The sequence below is a fragment of the Bradyrhizobium sp. MI1.4 genome (assembly GCF_055811315.1).
Genome location: NZ_JBVVPP010000023.1, coordinates 43,354 through 59,066 on the forward strand (window position 1 = coordinate 43,354; position 15,713 = coordinate 59,066).

16 protein-coding genes are annotated in these 15,713 nt (G+C 65.3%); 11 read left to right on the forward strand and 5 right to left on the reverse strand.

What is annotated here, in order from left to right; genetic code table 11:
* Positions 1-6: 6 nt before the first annotated feature.
* On the reverse strand, positions 7-1,089 hold the full coding sequence (locus tag AC0L23_RS23470) for an efflux RND transporter periplasmic adaptor subunit (RefSeq protein WP_247299695.1): 1,083 nt from the start codon (positions 1,087-1,089) through the stop codon (positions 7-9).
* Between the two features lie 86 nt (positions 1,090-1,175).
* Between AC0L23_RS23470 and AC0L23_RS23475 the strand changes: the two genes are divergently transcribed.
* The 3 genes from AC0L23_RS23475 (at position 1,176) to AC0L23_RS23485 (ending at position 3,388) form a co-directional block, all read left to right on the forward strand.
* Positions 1,176-1,754 carry a TetR/AcrR family transcriptional regulator gene (locus AC0L23_RS23475; RefSeq protein WP_026233656.1) on the forward strand — a complete coding sequence of 193 codons (579 nt, stop codon included), beginning with the start codon at positions 1,176-1,178 and terminating at the stop codon, positions 1,752-1,754.
* A gap of 35 nt (positions 1,755-1,789) precedes the next feature.
* Positions 1,790-2,950: an iron-containing alcohol dehydrogenase gene (locus AC0L23_RS23480; protein WP_018458761.1), complete on the forward strand. Its 1,161-nt coding sequence runs from the start codon at positions 1,790-1,792 to the stop codon at positions 2,948-2,950.
* A 141-nt stretch (positions 2,951-3,091) separates the two neighbouring features.
* On the forward strand, positions 3,092-3,388 hold the full coding sequence (locus tag AC0L23_RS23485) for a hypothetical protein (protein WP_231188681.1): 297 nt from the start codon (positions 3,092-3,094) through the stop codon (positions 3,386-3,388).
* 225 nt (positions 3,389-3,613) lie between these two features.
* Here AC0L23_RS23485 and hydA read toward each other — a convergent pair whose 3' ends face one another.
* The gene (gene hydA, locus AC0L23_RS23490) at positions 3,614-5,035 is read right to left on the reverse strand and encodes a dihydropyrimidinase (RefSeq protein ID WP_018458759.1); all 1,422 of its coding nucleotides are present in this window, start codon (positions 5,033-5,035) and stop codon (positions 3,614-3,616) included.
* Entirely contained in the window at positions 5,035-5,775 is a 741-nt protein-coding gene (locus AC0L23_RS23495; RefSeq protein ID WP_473297665.1) for a maleate cis-trans isomerase family protein, read from the reverse strand. The genes hydA and AC0L23_RS23495 overlap by 1 nt, the downstream gene beginning before the upstream one ends.
* 206 nt (positions 5,776-5,981) lie before the next feature.
* Between AC0L23_RS23495 and AC0L23_RS23500 the strand changes: the two genes are divergently transcribed.
* Together AC0L23_RS23500 and AC0L23_RS23505 are read left to right on the forward strand one after the other, a co-directional pair.
* Positions 5,982-6,698 carry a GntR family transcriptional regulator gene (locus tag AC0L23_RS23500; RefSeq protein ID WP_018458757.1) on the forward strand — a complete coding sequence of 239 codons (717 nt, stop codon included), beginning with the start codon at positions 5,982-5,984 and terminating at the stop codon, positions 6,696-6,698.
* Positions 6,695-7,444: an aspartate/glutamate racemase family protein gene (locus tag AC0L23_RS23505; protein WP_018458756.1), complete on the forward strand. Its 750-nt coding sequence runs from the start codon at positions 6,695-6,697 to the stop codon at positions 7,442-7,444. The genes AC0L23_RS23500 and AC0L23_RS23505 overlap by 4 nt, the downstream gene beginning before the upstream one ends.
* Here AC0L23_RS23505 and AC0L23_RS23510 read toward each other — a convergent pair.
* Positions 7,441-8,832 carry an amidase gene (locus AC0L23_RS23510; protein WP_085362426.1) on the reverse strand — a complete coding sequence of 464 codons (1,392 nt, stop codon included), beginning with the start codon at positions 8,830-8,832 and terminating at the stop codon, positions 7,441-7,443. The genes AC0L23_RS23505 and AC0L23_RS23510 overlap by 4 nt on opposite strands.
* An 88-nt stretch (positions 8,833-8,920) precedes the next feature.
* Between AC0L23_RS23510 and AC0L23_RS23515 the strand changes: the two genes are divergently transcribed.
* Genes AC0L23_RS23515 through AC0L23_RS23530 form a run of 4 tightly spaced genes read left to right on the forward strand, consistent with a single transcriptional unit; the run spans position 8,921 to position 12,788 of the window.
* On the forward strand, positions 8,921-10,015 hold the full coding sequence (locus AC0L23_RS23515) for an ABC transporter ATP-binding protein (RefSeq protein WP_473297669.1): 1,095 nt from the start codon (positions 8,921-8,923) through the stop codon (positions 10,013-10,015).
* A 30-nt stretch (positions 10,016-10,045) separates the two neighbouring features.
* Positions 10,046-11,092 (forward strand): ABC transporter substrate-binding protein, encoded by a 1,047-nt coding sequence (locus AC0L23_RS23520; RefSeq protein WP_007608710.1) that lies wholly within the window; start codon positions 10,046-10,048, stop codon positions 11,090-11,092.
* 17 nt (positions 11,093-11,109) lie between these two features.
* Complete coding sequence (locus AC0L23_RS23525) at positions 11,110-11,973, forward strand: ABC transporter permease (RefSeq protein ID WP_085362425.1); 864 nt, start codon at positions 11,110-11,112, stop codon at positions 11,971-11,973.
* Positions 11,973-12,788, forward strand: coding sequence for an ABC transporter permease (locus AC0L23_RS23530; protein WP_018458752.1), 816 nt, complete (start codon positions 11,973-11,975; stop codon positions 12,786-12,788). Before AC0L23_RS23525 ends, AC0L23_RS23530 begins: the two co-directional genes overlap by 1 nt.
* On the opposite strand, the gene AC0L23_RS23535 is transcribed toward AC0L23_RS23530, so the two are convergent.
* Positions 12,789-13,124, reverse strand: a complete 336-nt coding sequence (locus tag AC0L23_RS23535) for a hydroxyisourate hydrolase (RefSeq protein ID WP_026233653.1) — start codon at positions 13,122-13,124, stop codon at positions 12,789-12,791.
* A 26-nt stretch (positions 13,125-13,150) separates the two neighbouring features.
* Here AC0L23_RS23535 and AC0L23_RS23540 point away from each other — a divergent pair, with 26 nt between their 5' ends.
* Together AC0L23_RS23540 and AC0L23_RS23545 are read left to right on the forward strand one after the other, a co-directional pair.
* Positions 13,151-14,347 (forward strand): MFS transporter, encoded by a 1,197-nt coding sequence (locus tag AC0L23_RS23540; protein WP_204510816.1) that lies wholly within the window; start codon positions 13,151-13,153, stop codon positions 14,345-14,347.
* Complete coding sequence (locus AC0L23_RS23545; protein WP_473297672.1) at positions 14,328-15,695, forward strand: amidase; 1,368 nt, start codon at positions 14,328-14,330, stop codon at positions 15,693-15,695. The genes AC0L23_RS23540 and AC0L23_RS23545 overlap by 20 nt, the downstream gene beginning before the upstream one ends.
* The last annotated feature ends 18 nt before the right edge of the window (positions 15,696-15,713 follow it).

Here is a 15,713-nt window from a genome sequence, read left to right on the forward strand (position 1 = left end):
GACTCTTCAGTTGCTCCGGCTTTCAGCGGCGGTCCTGACACGAGCGCCCTCCTGCAGGAGGTGAGCGCCGAGCGAAACAATTGGATCACCAGAATTCAAGCCGGAGATCACGGCGGTTTCGTCGGTCACCCGAACAAGCTTGATCGGCCGAAAGCGTACGGTTGAGGTGGCGCTGTCGAGGATCCAAACTCCGGTCTTGCGGCCATCATCGAGCACTGCTCGGAGCGGCACCTGAACTTGCGGCTCGCTCGTTTGGCTCGGTAGCCGAATGGTCACCGTCGCGCCAAGTGGTGCGGCCGCGGCTTCACCGTCCAGGACATACCGGGCTTCATAGGTTCGGGTCTGGGCATCGGCGGCGTCGGACAATTGCCGCAAACGCGCCGTATAGCGCCACCCTTCGGCTGCTCCGTACACGCTGGCCTCGGCCACGGAGTCGATTGCCGGCCGGATCGTTTCAGGGAGCGCGACCACCGCCTCGCGAGGACCGGCCTTGGCAATCCGAACAACCGTCTGGCCGGCCGAAACGACCTGCCCGGGCTCGCCAAGCGTTTCGACCACCGTTCCGTCCGCGTCCGCGACCAGGATCGAGTACGTCGCCTCGTTCTCGGCAACCCGTGCATCGGCTTCAGCGCTCGCAAGCTGCGCCTCGGCCGTATCCAGCGCGGCCTTGGCTTGCTCGTAGCGCTGTCGGGAAGCCCAGCCGTTGCTCACCAACTTGGCGTATCGCGGTTCGTCCGCTTCGGTCTGCACGACGGACGCGCGCGCGGCAGCAACGGCGTTGCGCTTCGCCGTGACCGCAAGACGAAGGTCGGTTTCGTCGATCCGCATCAGCGGCTGACCGGCTTTGACCTGCTCACCGGTATTCACAAGCCGCTCCACGATCTTGCCGGGAACGCGAAAACCGAGGCTGCTCTGCACCCGCGCCCCGATCCGGTCACCCGCGCCCGCGGCCGCGATCCTGACGATCGGGGCTTCTTGCCTCGGATCGCTCACGGCCGAGGCCGCCGGCGCGCGAAGCGTAACGAATGCGGCCACCGCGCATCCCGCGATCAGGACGCTCCCCAGCACGATCATCTGTCGCTTTTTCATAACGTGGCCTCATGCCAGATAGATTGCGTTCGAGCTCTATACCGGATAATAGATGTCGAACGCAATCTAAAATGGGGAGACCAATGATGCGAGTGAGTCGCATTCAGGCTGAGGAAAACCGGCAAAACGTCATCAATGTCGCAAGCCGCCTGTTTCGGTCGCGGGGATTTGACGGCATCGGCCTCAAGGACCTGATGGAAGCTGCCGGGCTGACCCAAGGCGCATTCTACAAGCAGTTTGAGTCAAAGGAGGACCTGGCCGCGCAGGCGTCGACGCGCGCGCTGGAGAGCGCCACGCTGCGATGGTCGACCGCCATCGCCGCGGCCCCTGAGGATCCCCTCGGGGCGGTGATGGGGTTCTATCTCAGCACGGATCATCGCGACGAAAAGATGGACGGTTGCCCGATCGTGGCGCTCGGCTCGGATGTGGCCAGACAGAGCAGCGAGGTGAAAGCGTCGTTCGAAGGCGGGATCAAAGCGCATATCGAAATCCTCAGCCGCCTGATTGCCGAAACGAGCGACGAGGAATCCAGGAGCAAAGCCATGGCCATTCTTTCGACGATGGTCGGAGCGTTGACACTCTCACGCGTCGTCAACGATCCCGATCTCGCTCAGGCCTTTCTGGAAACGGCGTCGCGACAGATTCGCGACACTGTCGCCGCTTGAAGATCGGTGCTTGATAACTCACAGGGAGAACGCAAATGCGCAAAGCAGGGATACACAATTTTCCGGCGATCGACCGTGTCGTTTACGGCAAAGCTGCGTCTGAGGCCTTGAACGATGAAGCGGTGCGGCTGGATGCCAAGCGCGTCTTCCTGATCGTCAGCCGCACCTTGAATACCAAGACCGACGAGATCGAGAAGATCCGGCGTGCGCTCGGCGAAAGACATGTCGCGACCTTCGATGGAATTGCAGAGCACACCACGCGCAAGCAAGCTGCCGAGGTTGCCCGTCAAGCCAAAGACGCCGGAGCCGACCTGGTGGTCGCCGTCGGGGGAGGCTCGGCGATCGATCTCGCCAAGATCGTCATCATGGCGATGGAACATGACATCCGTGACGAAGCGGGTTTCGATCCATTTCCCATGGGCCCGGGCGTCACCGTCTCTCCGTTCCGATCGCCAAAGGTTCGACAGATCGCGGTGCCATCCACGCTGAACGGCGGCGAATACAATGCAGCAGCGCTCGTCACCGATGAACGCAGCAGGCTGAAGCAGATCTTCTTCCATTCTCTGATGATGCCGGTGGCGATCATTCTCGACCCTGCCCTTACCGTCCATACGCCCTCGAAGCTCTGGATGGGATCGGGAACGCGCTCGATGGACCACGGCATCGAAGCATTGTGCTCACCCGCCGGCACGCCGCTTAGCGACGAGGTGGTCCTGGCCGGCATCCGCACGCTTCGGGAGGGAATGCAACGGACCTTGCAGCAACCCGATGATCTGGAGGCGCGTCGACTGTCTCAATATGGCGCGTGGCTCGCCGCTTTCGGCCTCCAGGCGCGGGTCCCGATGGGAGCCAGTCACGGCATCGGCCACGTGCTTGGCGGGACCTTCGGCGTACCACACTATTATTGCACACCGGTCATCATGCCGAGCCTACTTCGCTACAACAAGGCGTTCACAGAGGATGCGCAAACGCGCTTAGCAGCGGCTCTTGGCGAGCCGGGCATGGAAGCGGCAGCCGCCTTCGCAGAATTCACCAGGAGACTTGGACTACCCGGTCGCCTTGCCGACGTCGGGATCGGCGAAGACAATTTCGAGCAGATCAGCAAGATTGCGATCAATCATCGCTTCGTGCAGGCCAATCCGCGGCCTTTTAAAAGCGAAGCCGACATCGTCGATCTGTTGCGAATGGCCGCCTAGCCAAATCCGAATGAACTGATACTTGCCCAAATTGACGTGCGGGAGAATCCAGCCATGACATCAGCTCCGCGCCCACGCCGGCAAGTAGGGCCGGCGACGCGCCGGCAACCGTCTATCAACTGTTCATGCAGGAGAGCGCGGATGCTGCCCGCTGGCATGAACATCCACGGTGGAGAAAGCCGTAAAGACAAGGAGGCGATCCCTTGCTCAACCTGTCACATGACTTCGACGCAAGTAAACGAACCGGCTCCCGCTCCGCCCCGCGCCGGCATCGACTGGCAACTCGCTCCCGTTGACTTCATCCGGTTCGGAAAAAGCGGCGCCGAGATCTGCGCGCAAATGAAGGATCCCAAGCGCAATGGCGGCCGCGATGCCGCCGGGCTGGTCGAACATCTGCGCCATGACGCTTCGTTGAACGGCTTCATTCCGCACGGCTGAGCGCCCGGCACAGGTCGGACGACGCCACCAGGCAGCTTCGAGAATCGTGTCAAGGACGTCGCCTTATGGGGGACGGCCTGACAACCTTGTCCGAATTGATTAGATTCGTTTTGCCGCATGCGAAGGCTGGATACGAACATATGACCGGCATGATCTGTGGACTTGAGACGGCCGTCGCGCCGCGCGCACGGGCGCCATAGCTGAGCAGCAACGCGTTGAGTCCGATCAGATCAGGCTCGACCTGCCGCGGCTGAGAATGTCGCCTGCGCCTTTGTCGCCGACGATCCTGCCGTGTTCGTACACCACCCGGCCACGGGCGATCGTCGTTACCGGCCATCCGGTGACGTCGAACCCTTCCCATGGCGTGTAGTCCGAACCGTGATGCAGATCGGCCTGCCGAATAGGCTTCTTCAATTTGGGATCCCAGAGCACGATATCCGCATCGAAGCCGACGCCGATCGAGCCCTTGCGCGGATAGAGGCCGTAGATGCGCGCATGGTTGGTCGCGGTCAGCTCGACGAATTTTTGCAGGCTGATCCGTCCCTTCGACACGCCTTCGGAGAACAGAATCGGCAGCCGGGTCTCGACACCTGGAATGCCGTTCGGCACCCAGCGGAACGAGGTGCGGCCGTTCGGCGTCAGCTTGCCCCTGGGATCGTCGTAACGGAACGGGCAGTGATCGGACGAGAAAGTCTGGAACACGCCCGTGGTGATGCCTTCCCAGATCGCCTGCTGGCTTTCCGCGTCGCGCGGCGGCGGCGAGCAGACATATTTCGCGCCTGACATGTCCATGTTCAGACCCTTCATGTCGTCAGCCGTCAGCGTAATGTATTGCGGGCAGGTCTCGGCATGAACAGGCAATCCGCGCTGCTGAGCCCAGCGCACCTGCTCCATCGCCTCGCGCCCGGAGACGTGCACGATCATGATGGGAACGCCGATCACCTCGGCATGACTGATGGCGCGATGCGTGGCTTCGCGCTCGACCGCCTGTGGCCGCGACACGCCGTGATAATAGGGCGCGATATGGCCCTCGCGTTCCAGCTTGGAGGTCAGGAAACGGATGGCGTCGTAACCCTCGCAATGGACCATCACCAGCGCCTCCTCGCGGCGCGCGACCTCGAAGACCTCGAGCAGCTGCTTGTCACTGAGCACGAGGTCGTCATAGGTCATGAACACCTTGAACGAGGTGTAGCCGTCCTTGACCAGGGCCGGCAGCTCCTGCCCGAGCACGACCGCGGTCGGATCGGAGATGATGAGATGGAACGCCGTGTCGATATAGCACTCGCCTTCGGCAAGCTTGCGGTAGTTCTCGACGCAGGTCCGCAGCGACGTGCCCTTCTGCTGCAGCGCGAACGGCAGCACCATGGTGTTGCCGCCGGCGGCTGCCGAACGGGTCGCTGAGGCGAAGTCGTCGGCCATCACCACGTCGGGGCCGGAGGCCTGCGAGATGTGGACATGGCTGTCGATCCCGCCCGGCAGGGCCAGCAGCCCGGTCGCGTCGATCTCGCGCGCTGCGCCTTCGAGATGATCAGCAATGCTGACGATGCGGCCGTCGCGAATGCCGATATCGGCGCGGAACTCGTCGCTGGCCGTCACGATGGTGCCGCCGCGAATAGCAAGATCGAGCTGCGTCACAGGAGTCTCCATCACTTGATGACCGTCGATGTCTGGAAGATCCGCCCCCAGTCGGCAAGAGCCCCGGCAGCGCCGCCGGCGAGCTCCAGGGTTCGCCACAGCGTGACCGCTACCGAATCGACCACCGCGACATTCAATTCCCGTTCGAGCGAAGCCGCCAGCGCGGCGCCGTCGAGGTTGGTGCAGAGGATGACGACAGCATCGGCGCCGTCAGCCGCCACAGCGCGGATCATGCCAGCAATCGTCGCAGGCGCGACCTCGCCGAAAGAGAAATTGTCGCGCAGTCCGAGGTGCCGCTCCGCGTGCGGGGCGATCCCCTCCTCGGCCCAGACGTGACCGATCCGCCGCTGCACGTCGTCGGTATAGGGCGAGACCAGGCCGACACGTTTGGCGCCGAGCGCGCGAGCGGCATCGATGCAGGCGAGCGTGGAGGTCGTCGCCGGCACGCCGGTGCGCACCGTGATTGCCTCGCAAAGGCTCCGGTCTCTGCCGATGCCGAGCCAGCTTGCGGACGTACCGTTCCAGGCGATGGCATCGACGTTCGCATCGGCCAGCAGGTCCGCCGCAGGCAGCATCACCGAGGCGTCGAACTGGTTCAGCGCGGCGGCGTCGAGTGCGATCTCGGTGACGCGGAAACGCGAGAAATGCGCGGTGACATCGGCCACGCCGGCGAGCATCGCACTGGTGACGGGCTCCAGCACCGAATTGGAGGACGGCGTGATCATGCCGAGGCGTTTGCGCACAATTGACATCGATCGCAGTCGCTCCGTTGCGGCGAAAGCGCTCCTCCGCTTCCTCAAAAGGATCATCCGCGTCCGCATCGGTCCACGCAACCCGCAATCTGCATGCTGCATACAATTTATTCGATATGCACGTGTTTTGAGCCACATACGTCTTCTATTTGGGCACCTCACGTGAAGGAAATTAGCTACGATCGCACGTCAGCAGGAAGGCCGGCGTGCCGCAAAAATCCGAACCCAACCCGGGCCGAAAGTCGCCCAAACTCAAACGGATGGGCCTGCATGAGCGCGCCGCCGCGCGGATGCGGACGATGATCATTCGCGGCGAGCTGCCGCCGGGATCGCAGACCCAGGAAACCAGGCTGTCGAAGGAGCTGGGCGTATCGCGCACTCCGCTGCGCGAGGCGATGAAAGTGCTCGCGGCCGAGGGATTGATTGAGCTCCGCCCCAACCGCAGCCCGCGCATCGCCGACCTCGCCGTCGACGGCATCTCGGAATTGTTCGAGGCGCTGGCCGGCATCGAGCGGCTGGCCGCCGAGCTCGCCGCCGAGCGCGCCACCGAGCGCGATCTCGCCCGCCTGCGCACGCTTCAGACCCGCATGGAAGGTCATCATCGCAACGGCAAGCTCGACGAGTACTTCGCCATCAACGGCGAGATCCACGACACCATCGTCCGCATGGCGCGCAACACGCCGCTGCGCGAGGCGCACGTGACGCTAATCTCCCGCGCCGAGCGCGCGCGTTACCTCGCGCTCGGCGCCGACCGGCGCTGGAGCAATTCGGTCGACGAGCACGCCGGCGTCCTTGCCGCGCTCGAGGCGCGCGATAGCGAAACCGCAGGACGCCTGCTCGGCGCCCATGTTCGGCGCACCGGCACGGCGCTGCTCGAAGTCATCGCGGCCTCTCAAGCCAAGCAGACGGCGGCGCAATCATGAAGCTGCTGCTGCTCAACCCGAACACCAGCACCGCAGTCACCCAGTTGATGACGGATGTCGGGCAGCGCGCGGCTGCGCCCGGGACCGAGCTGATCCCCTGCACCGCGACCCGCGGCGTGCCCTATATCTCGACACGCACCGAGGCACAGATCGGCGGTGCCATTGCGCTGGAGATGCTGGCCGGGCAGCATCGCAAGGTCGACGCCGCGATCATCGCCGCCTTCGGCGACCCCGGCCTGTTCGCCGCGCGCGAAACCTTCGACATTCCCGTGGTCGGCATGGCGGAAGCGGCGATGCTGACCGCCTGCATGGCCGGACGGCGTTTCGCCATCGTCACCTTCGCCCAGGCGCTCGGCCCCTGGTACGAGGAATGCGTCCGCGCCCACGGGCTGTGGGAGCGCTGCGCCGGCATCCGCATGCTCGATACGCCGTTCCAGGCGATCTCCGAGGTCGGCACCGAGAAGGAGGATGTGCTGGTCGATCTCGCCAGGCGCGCGATCGTGGAGGACGACGCGGACGTCTTGATTTTTGCAGGTGCGCCGCTCTCGGGCCTCGCCGAGCGCGTGGCCGACCGGATCCCCGTCCCAGTCGTCGATCAAGTCATCGCGTCGGTGAAGCAGGCCGAGGCCCTGGTCGCGCTTCGCCTGCGCAAGGCAACCGCAGGCACGTACCGCCGGCCCGCCGCCAAACCCACCCTTGGTCTTGCCGATGCGCTCGCCGCCCGGCTCGAGCATCGCGATAACTAGGGGAGCTGCGGCCAGCGATGCGAAAAACCAAGCTTGTTCTCAATCGTACGGCCGAAGGCAAACAGGCGGGATTCGCATCCCGGCGGTGCAATGATCTGGATACCGAACGGCAGCTCGTTCTCCGCTCGGGGGGCCGGCAGGGTCAGCACCGGGAAACCGACCAGCGACACGATGAAGGTGACGGCGAGATAATCGATCGGCGTCTCCAGCGCCGCGCCATCGATCGTGGTGACGTCGCTGATCTCATTCGGCCAGGGCAAAACGGACGCCGCCGGCGCTACCAGGAAATCGGCGCGGCTGAACAGCTCGCGAAAGCTGCGATAGATCGCGGTGCGGCGACGCTCGGCATTGAGATAGTCCTCCGCGGAGAGCTTTGCGCCCGCCTCGATATTCCAGATCACGGTGGGCGTCAGCTCGGCGCGGCGCGACTTCAGCAGCTCGCCATAGCCGTTGGCGATGTGCGCGGCGCGCAACGTCCGAAATGCCTCGATCGCACCGCCGCAATCGGGCGCGGACGGCACCACATCGGCCACGGCTCCGAGCGCCTCGCAGGCCGCGGCGAAACGTGCACGGACATCGCGCGCGACGGCCGCGATCCCGAAATCGGGCGTCGCTGCGATCCGGGGACGCACTGCAACCGGCCGATCCTCATTGACGACACCGATCGAGAGTGGGTCGTGCACATCGCCTCCCCCACAGATCGACAGCGCAAGCTCGAGATCGTCGACGCCGCGGGCGAGAAAACCGTGGGTGGCGAGCATGTCCCAGCCGAGGGGGCGATGCGGCGCCGGGATGCGACCGGGCGTCGGCCGGATCGAGGCGACGTCGCAAAAACTTGCGGGCGTGCGCACGGAGCCACCGAAATCGGTGCCATGGGCCAACGGCACCATGCCGGCCGCGACCGCAACCGCGGAGCCACCGGAAGATCCACCCGAAGTCAGTACCGGATCGAACGGATTGCGCGTCGGCCCGCACAATTTGTTGGTACAGACCGCGCCGAAGCCGAATTCGGGTGTGTTGGTCTTTCCCAGAATGATCGCGCCAGCGCGCCGCAATCGCGCGACCACGAGATCGTCTTCGGCCGGAATATGATCGCGGAACAGAGCCGATCCGTACGTGGTCGCAACCCCCGCAGTGTCGGTGAGGTCCTTGATCCCTATGGGCACCCCATGCAGCGGGCCGACCCGCGTTGGCGCGGCGTCGCAGATATCAGCGGCACGGCGGGCCCCCTCCGCATCGACAGTCACGAAGGCCGCCAATTGGCTATCAAGACTCGCGATCCGCGCCAGATGCGCCTCGACCGCGTCGCGCGAGGAGAGTTCGCCCTTCGCGAGGGCGCGTGCGAGGGCCGTGGCAGTGAGGTCGCAAACCGATCGATCCGACGTCATCACCCCACCATGCCAAACCTCGCGGCGAAAAGCGACCGGTGCGGGCATGAGACTTGCTTTCTACTCCGGGGCAACGGGAGGCAACACCATGGCTGAAGCGCAAGGCGGCCGATCGCTCGTGGTCGACGCCGTCACCCACCGCTATCCGAGCGGCGCGCTCGCGGTCGAGAACATCAATCTCAACATCAAAGGGGGCGAGATCATCGCCCTGCTCGGCCCCTCCGGCTGCGGCAAGACTACCCTGCTGCGCATCATCGCCGGCTTCATCGCGCAGACGCAGGGGCGGATCATCATCGGCGACGACATCGTCGACGCGCTACCGCCGAACCGCCGCGCGGTCGGCATCGTGTTCCAGAACTACGCACTATTCCCCCATCTCAGCATCAGCGAGAACGTCGCTTATGGGCTTGCCGCGCGCGGGATCGACAAGGCGACCCGCCAGCGCGAAGCACAGCGCTTGCTGGATCTGGTGCAGCTGCCGACCATGTCGGAACGGTTGCCACGGCAGCTCTCCGGCGGCCAGCAGCAGCGCGTCGCGCTGGCCCGCGCGCTCGCGATCAAGCCGTCAATCTTGTTGCTCGACGAGCCCTTTGCCGCGCTCGACAAGAATCTGCGGCTCGACATGCAGATCGAGGTCAAGCGGCTCCAGCGCGTCTCCGGCATCACCACGCTGATCGTGACCCACGACCAGGAAGAAGCGCTGTCGATGGCCGACCGCGTCGCCGTCCTGAGCCACGGCAAGCTCGAGCAGTTCGGGTCGCCGTCGGACGTCTACGACCGGCCGCAGACCCTGTTCGTCAACACGTTCGTCGGCGCCAGCAACCGCATGCCCGGCGTGGTCGTCTCGGCAGACCGCACGGCCGCAAAAGTCCGCCTCGATGCCGGCGCGGAAATCATTGCGCGTCCCGCCGGCGGCGCTCTCACCGAGGGCGGCCGCGTCACCGTGTGCATACGCCCCGAGCATCTGCAATTCGTTGGCGACGAGACCGGCTTTGCCGGCGTGGTCGGCATGTCGCTGCCGTTAGGAGCCACCGTCATCCACGAGGTCACCACCGCGGACGGCTCCGGCGTCAAGATCTCCCAGGCGCGCATCGGCGAGACGCGCACCCTGGAGAGCGGCGCCGCGGTGCGCCTCGCGCCGCTCGCCCCGTCGCTCGCAAACGCTTTTCCTGCAACGCTTTGAATTCAGTTTTTGTCCAGAGGGAGTTCGACCATGATCATGAACCGCCGAAGCCTGATGACGACCGCACTCACACTCGGCGCCATGAAGGCGTTTCCCGGACTGAGCTACGCCCAGGCCCGCCCGCTGGTGTTTGCGACCTTCACCGGAAGCTGGGAGGAGGCGCACAAGGCCGTGCTGGTGCCGGCCTTTCGCAAGGCGAACGCCGATGCCGCGATGGTGCTCGACCCCATGCTCTCGGTCGACCAGATCGCCAAGGTGAACGCCGCCAAGGCCAATCCGCCGATTGACGTCATGCTGCACGATCCCGGCCCGGCCCTGGTCGCAATCGGCCAGGATCTGGTCGAGCCATACCCCGTCGAGAAGAGCGCCTATTACAAGGACCTGATCGCCGAGGCCCAGGAGCCGATGGGCCCTGCCCCCTTCTTTCAGGTCGTCGGCCTCACCTACAATCCGGAAGCCGTCAAGACGCCGCCGACCTCCTGGGCCGATCTGTGGAAGCCCGAGTTCAAGGGCCGCGTTGGCATCACCAACCTTAACTCGACGCTCGGCACCGGCTGGCTGGTCGAGATCGCCAAGATGCGCGGCGGTTCGGAAGCCAATGTCGATCCCGGCTTCAAGGCGATCGAGGAGCTGAAGCCCAACCTCGCCGCGGTCGCCGCCAATCCCGGCGCGCTCGCCACCCTGTTCCAGCAGGGCCAGATCGATATCTCGCCCGGCAATTTCAACGCCATCCAGATCCTGAAAGCGCGCGGCGTGCCGGTCGAGTTCGTGGCCCCGAAGGAAGGTGCCATCGCCTTCAAGACCACGATCCACATCGTCAAGAACTCGCCCAACCGCGAGCTCGCCTTCAAGCTGATCGAGGCGTCGTTGACCCCGGAAGTGCAGACCACGCTGATGAACCCGCCCTACCTGATCGTGCCGACCAATTCCAAGGTGGCGATGGGCGGCGAGATCGCGCGCGTGCTCGCCAAGGACACGGCCGAGCTGAAGCAGAAATTCGTGTTCCAGGACTGGAAGAAGATCAACGAGCAGCGCTCGGCCTGGATCGAGCGTTTCAACCGCGAGATCAAGATCTAGAGCTTCAAGGACTCATGATGGGCACAGCACCGGCATCACGAGACGTCACGTCCTACGGGATGGGATTGGCAGCGCCGCTGGCGCTGTTCTTCCTAGTGTTCTTCGTGGCGCCGCTGCTGCAATTACTGTGGCTCTCGTTGCACAACGACACGGCCGCGCTCCATTGGGGACTCGGCCAGTATCTGCACTTCCTCACCGATCCCTTCAGCCTCAGCGTGCTCGGCTCGACGCTGCTGCTTGGGGCCGAGGTGACGGCCGTCTGCCTCGTGCTCGGCTTTCCCATCGCCTGGCTTTACCAGCGGGTCGGGCCGCGGCTTCAGACCATCATCATCCTGATCGTGCTGCTGCCGCTTTTGACCAGCGTCGTGGTCCGTACCTTCGCCTGGATCGTCATCCTGGGCCGCCAGGGCATCATCAACGCGACGCTGCAATCGCTCGGCATCATCGAGACGCCCCTGAAACTGCTCTACACCCAGTTCGGCGTCGTCCTCGCGCTGGCGCAGGTGCAGATGCCGCTGATGACGCTGCCGCTGATCACCGCGCTCGGCCGGATCGATTCCAATCTCGACGACGCCTCCTGCTCGCTCGGCGCTGGAAGCTGGCGCACGTTCTTCCGGATCGTGCTGCCGCTGTCGCTGCCCGGCGTGATCGCCGGCTGCACGCTGACCTATGCCGCCGCGATCACGGCCTTCATCACCCAGTCGCTGATCGGCGGCGGACAGATGCTGTTCATGCCGATGTATCTTTACCAGCAGGCTTCGACCCTGCAGAACTGGCCGTTTGCCTCCGCAATCTCGATCATCTTTTTGCTCGCGGTGCTCGCGGTCGTCTCCGTCTTCACCACGCTCGGCCGCCTGTCGCGCGGCTATGGAGGTGCGTGATGAGCGGGCGCAAGCGCACCCTGGAGGCGTTCAGTTTCGAGCTGGTCATGAGCCTGATCGCCGCGATTGCGCTGATCATCATCATCGCGCCGTCGCTGGTGGTGCTGATCGTCTCGTTCACCAGCGGCTTCTCGCTGCGTTTTCCGCCGCCGGGCTATTCGCTGCGCTGGTACGCCGAATTGTGGAACGCCTGGCAGCTGCACTTCGCAGCCAAGAACAGCCTCATCGTGGCACTGTGGGCGACGGGCCTGTCCGTGGTGCTCGGCGTTGCCGCCGCGCTCGCGATCTCGCGCTCACCGACGCTGTCGGCGCGGCTGCTCGATTCCCTCTTCATGTCGCCGCTGGTTCTGCCGGCGCTGGCCTTTGGCCTTGCCGCGTTGATGCTGTTCTCGCTGGTCGGCCTGCCGGTGTCGCCGTTGACGCTGGTAATCGGCCACACCGTGGTCTGCGTGCCCTATGTCGTGCGCAATACGATTGCGGCGCTTGCCCAGCTGGAGCCGACCCTGCTGGAGAGCTCGGCCGTGCTGGGCGCCGGCCGCATCTACACGTTCCGGCGCATCGTGCTGCCGCTGATCCGGCCGGGCATCATCGCGGGCGCCTTCATCGCCTTCATGTCGTCCTTCGACAACGTGCCGGTGTCGCTGTTCCTGCGTGATGCCGCCACCGACATGCTGCCGATCCGGATGTGGCAGGACCTCGAGGGCAAGCTCGACGTCACCATCGCCGCGCTGTCGGGCGTGCTGATCATTGCAACCGTCGCGTTGGTCGCGATTATGGAGCGCGTCACGGGGTTATCGCGGCGGCTGACCAACTGATCAGGCGCCGCGGAACAGCGAATAGCCCCAGCGCGTGAATTTCAGCGGCAGGTGAAAATGCTCGTCAACATTCTTGATGCGAAAGCGGAACGGGGTCACCGTGAGAAATCCGTCGCGCTCGCCAAAGAACTCGCCGAGATGAAACAGGACCTCATACTCGCCCGCCGTCACGCCCGCCCCCTGCGCAACGGGATGATCGAGCACGCCGTTGACACCAAGCCGTCCGTCGGCGACGCGCAGCGAGTCCGGATCGATCCGCCAGATCTCGACGCGCAGACCCTGCGCCGGGCGTCCGCTCGCCACATCGACCGCGTGAATGGAAATGCCACCTGCCACAATGTTCCCCCCGAGAGCGCTGCACCATGGTAGACGCAAACACGGCCGTTCGACCAGCGCCCGCATTGCTGCCCGCGCTTGGCGCCACGACCTCATTGCAGGCGCTGGTGGCTCTGGCTCTGTTCGCGCCGGGCGTGGTGGCACCGCGCGCCCATATCGAGGTCTGGCAGCTCTCGATGTTCTCCTGCGCCGTGTTCGCGGTCGGCATTCCCGCCTCGTTCTGGGGCGGCGGCTTCATCGCCCGCCTGGGCTCGATGCGGATCGCGAGCCTCTGCGCGGCGGCGATCATCGCCAGCATGGCGCTGGCTTCGCTCGGCTCGACGGCGGCCCTGCTCGCAGCCGGCCTCTGTCTTGGCCTCGCCTTCGGACCGGAGACGCCCGCAAGCGCGGTGCTGCTGGCGCGGCTCGTGACGGCCGAGCGGCGCGCGTTCGTGTTCTCGGTTCGCCAGACCGGAAACCAGATCGGCGCCGTCTGCGGCTCGCTGGTTCTGCCCGCGATCGCAATCTCGCTCGGGCCCGCCTGGTGCTATGCCGCCGTGGGCGCCTGTGCGCTGCTGGCGATAGCGTGGTTCGAGCGCCTGCGGCCCGCCTACGCCGTCAAGGTCGTGCCACTGCCGGAGCTTAGCCTTCGCACGCGGCTGGCACTGGTGACCGCGGACCGGCGCATCGCAATGCTGGCGCTGGCCTCGATGCCCTTCAGCGCGATGCAGGTGTCGCTCAATACGGTCTTCGTCACGCTCGGCACCCGCGAGCTCGGCCTCAGCCATGTCGAGGCCGGCATGGCGCTTGCCTGCGCCCAGGCCGGCGGCCTGATCGGCCGGCTCGGCTGGGGCTTCGTCGCAACGCGCCTCAATGCCTCGCGCGGAGTTCTCGTCGTCATCGGCCTCGGTATGACGTTCTGCGCCGCGCTGCTGGGTCTCGATGGCGTATCGCTCGGGCGGACCGGCCAGTTCGCGATTGCAACTCTGTTCGGCCTGACGGCCTCCGGGTGGAACGGTGTCTTCGTCGCCGAGATCGCACGCCTCGCCCCGCAGGACAGGATTGGCGAAACCACCGGCGCGGTGCTGACCGCATCCTACGCCGGCCTCTTGGCAGCACCGGCGCTGGTGTCCTTCCTGGACAGCGCAGCCAGTCTCGGTGCTGCCTTCTTCGCCTTGGCTTGCCTCGCCCTCTGCGGCACATTGGCACTGGTCTGGGGAGGCCATGACAAAGGGAAGAAGTAGCGCGTGCGAGATTGCGGCCGACGTCTCCGCCGGACGAGCGAGTGCGGTCGAGACCGCCAAGGCCGCGCTTGCGCGCATCGAGGCCGCCAAGGCGCTGAACGCAGTGGTGACGACCGCTCCTGCGCGTACGCTTGCCGACGCCGCAGCGGTCGATGATCGCCTGCGTGCCGGCGAGACGATGCCGCTCGCCGGTGTCCCCGTCGTCGTCAAGGACAACATCTGGGTCCGTGACTGGCGTGTGACACAGGGCTCGCGCCTGTTCGCCGAATTCGTCGCGCCGCAGGATGCGATTGCAATCGAGCAGCTGCGCAAGGCCGGCGCCGTCGTCGTCGGCATCGGCGCAACGTCGGAATTCGCCTGCAAGGGCGTGACCACCTCGCCGCTGTATGGGCCAACGCGGCATCCGCTGGATCCCACGTTGACGCCCGGCGGCTCGTCGGGCGGCCCTGCCACGGCGGTTGCGGCCGGCCTCGTGCCGCTAGCGATCGGCACCGATGCGGGCGGCTCGAGCCGCAGGCCGCCGGCCCATGTCGGCGTCGCGGGGTTCAAACCGTCCTATGGCGCGATCCCCTATGGGCCAGGCTTCGCCGAACCGTTTTTCGGCCTCTCCGTCATCGCGCCGATCGCCACTGACGTTGCCGATATCGCGCTGGCGTTCGAGGCCATGGCCGGCGTCGATCCGCGCGATCCGGATTCAGCCGGCATCGCTCAAGAGGCCAAAAACATCGCCGGTCTGCGCATCGCGTTCTCGCCGCGCCTTGGGCTCGACGTCGCCGTCGACGATGTTGTCGCTGAAGGGCTCGCTTTCGCCATCGCGCGTCTCTCCGCCGCTGGCCTCAGCATCGCGCAGCGCGATCCCGTCTGGCCGGCGGGCGCGACGGAAGAGGCTATCATGCCGCTTCAGCAGGCCGGCCTCGCCGCACTCTATCGAGATGCCTTCCGCGAGGATCCGACCGTGTTCGATCCTGACATCGCCAGACAGATCGAGCGAGGGCTGTCGTGGTCGGGCGCCGACGTTGCCGGTGCGCTGCTGGCAAGCGCCGCAATCGCCAATGCTTTCGCGGCATTCTTCACCGAGGTTGATCTGCTGCTGGCGCCAACCGTTCCCTGTGTCGCCTGGCCATTCACCCAGCTCGGACCCGACATGATCGGTGGCCGCGCGGCGAGCCCGCGCGCGCACGCGGCGTTAACGCCCTTTGTCAATCATGCTCGTCTGCCGGCGATTTCGCTGCCGTGCGGAACGGATCGGTGCGAACTTCCATTCGGCCTTCAGGTCATCGCCGCGCGCGGACAAGACCGCACGCTGCTTGAAGCAGCGCAAGAGATCGAGGCCATATTGCGAACATAATCCCGAGAGGCGGGCGGT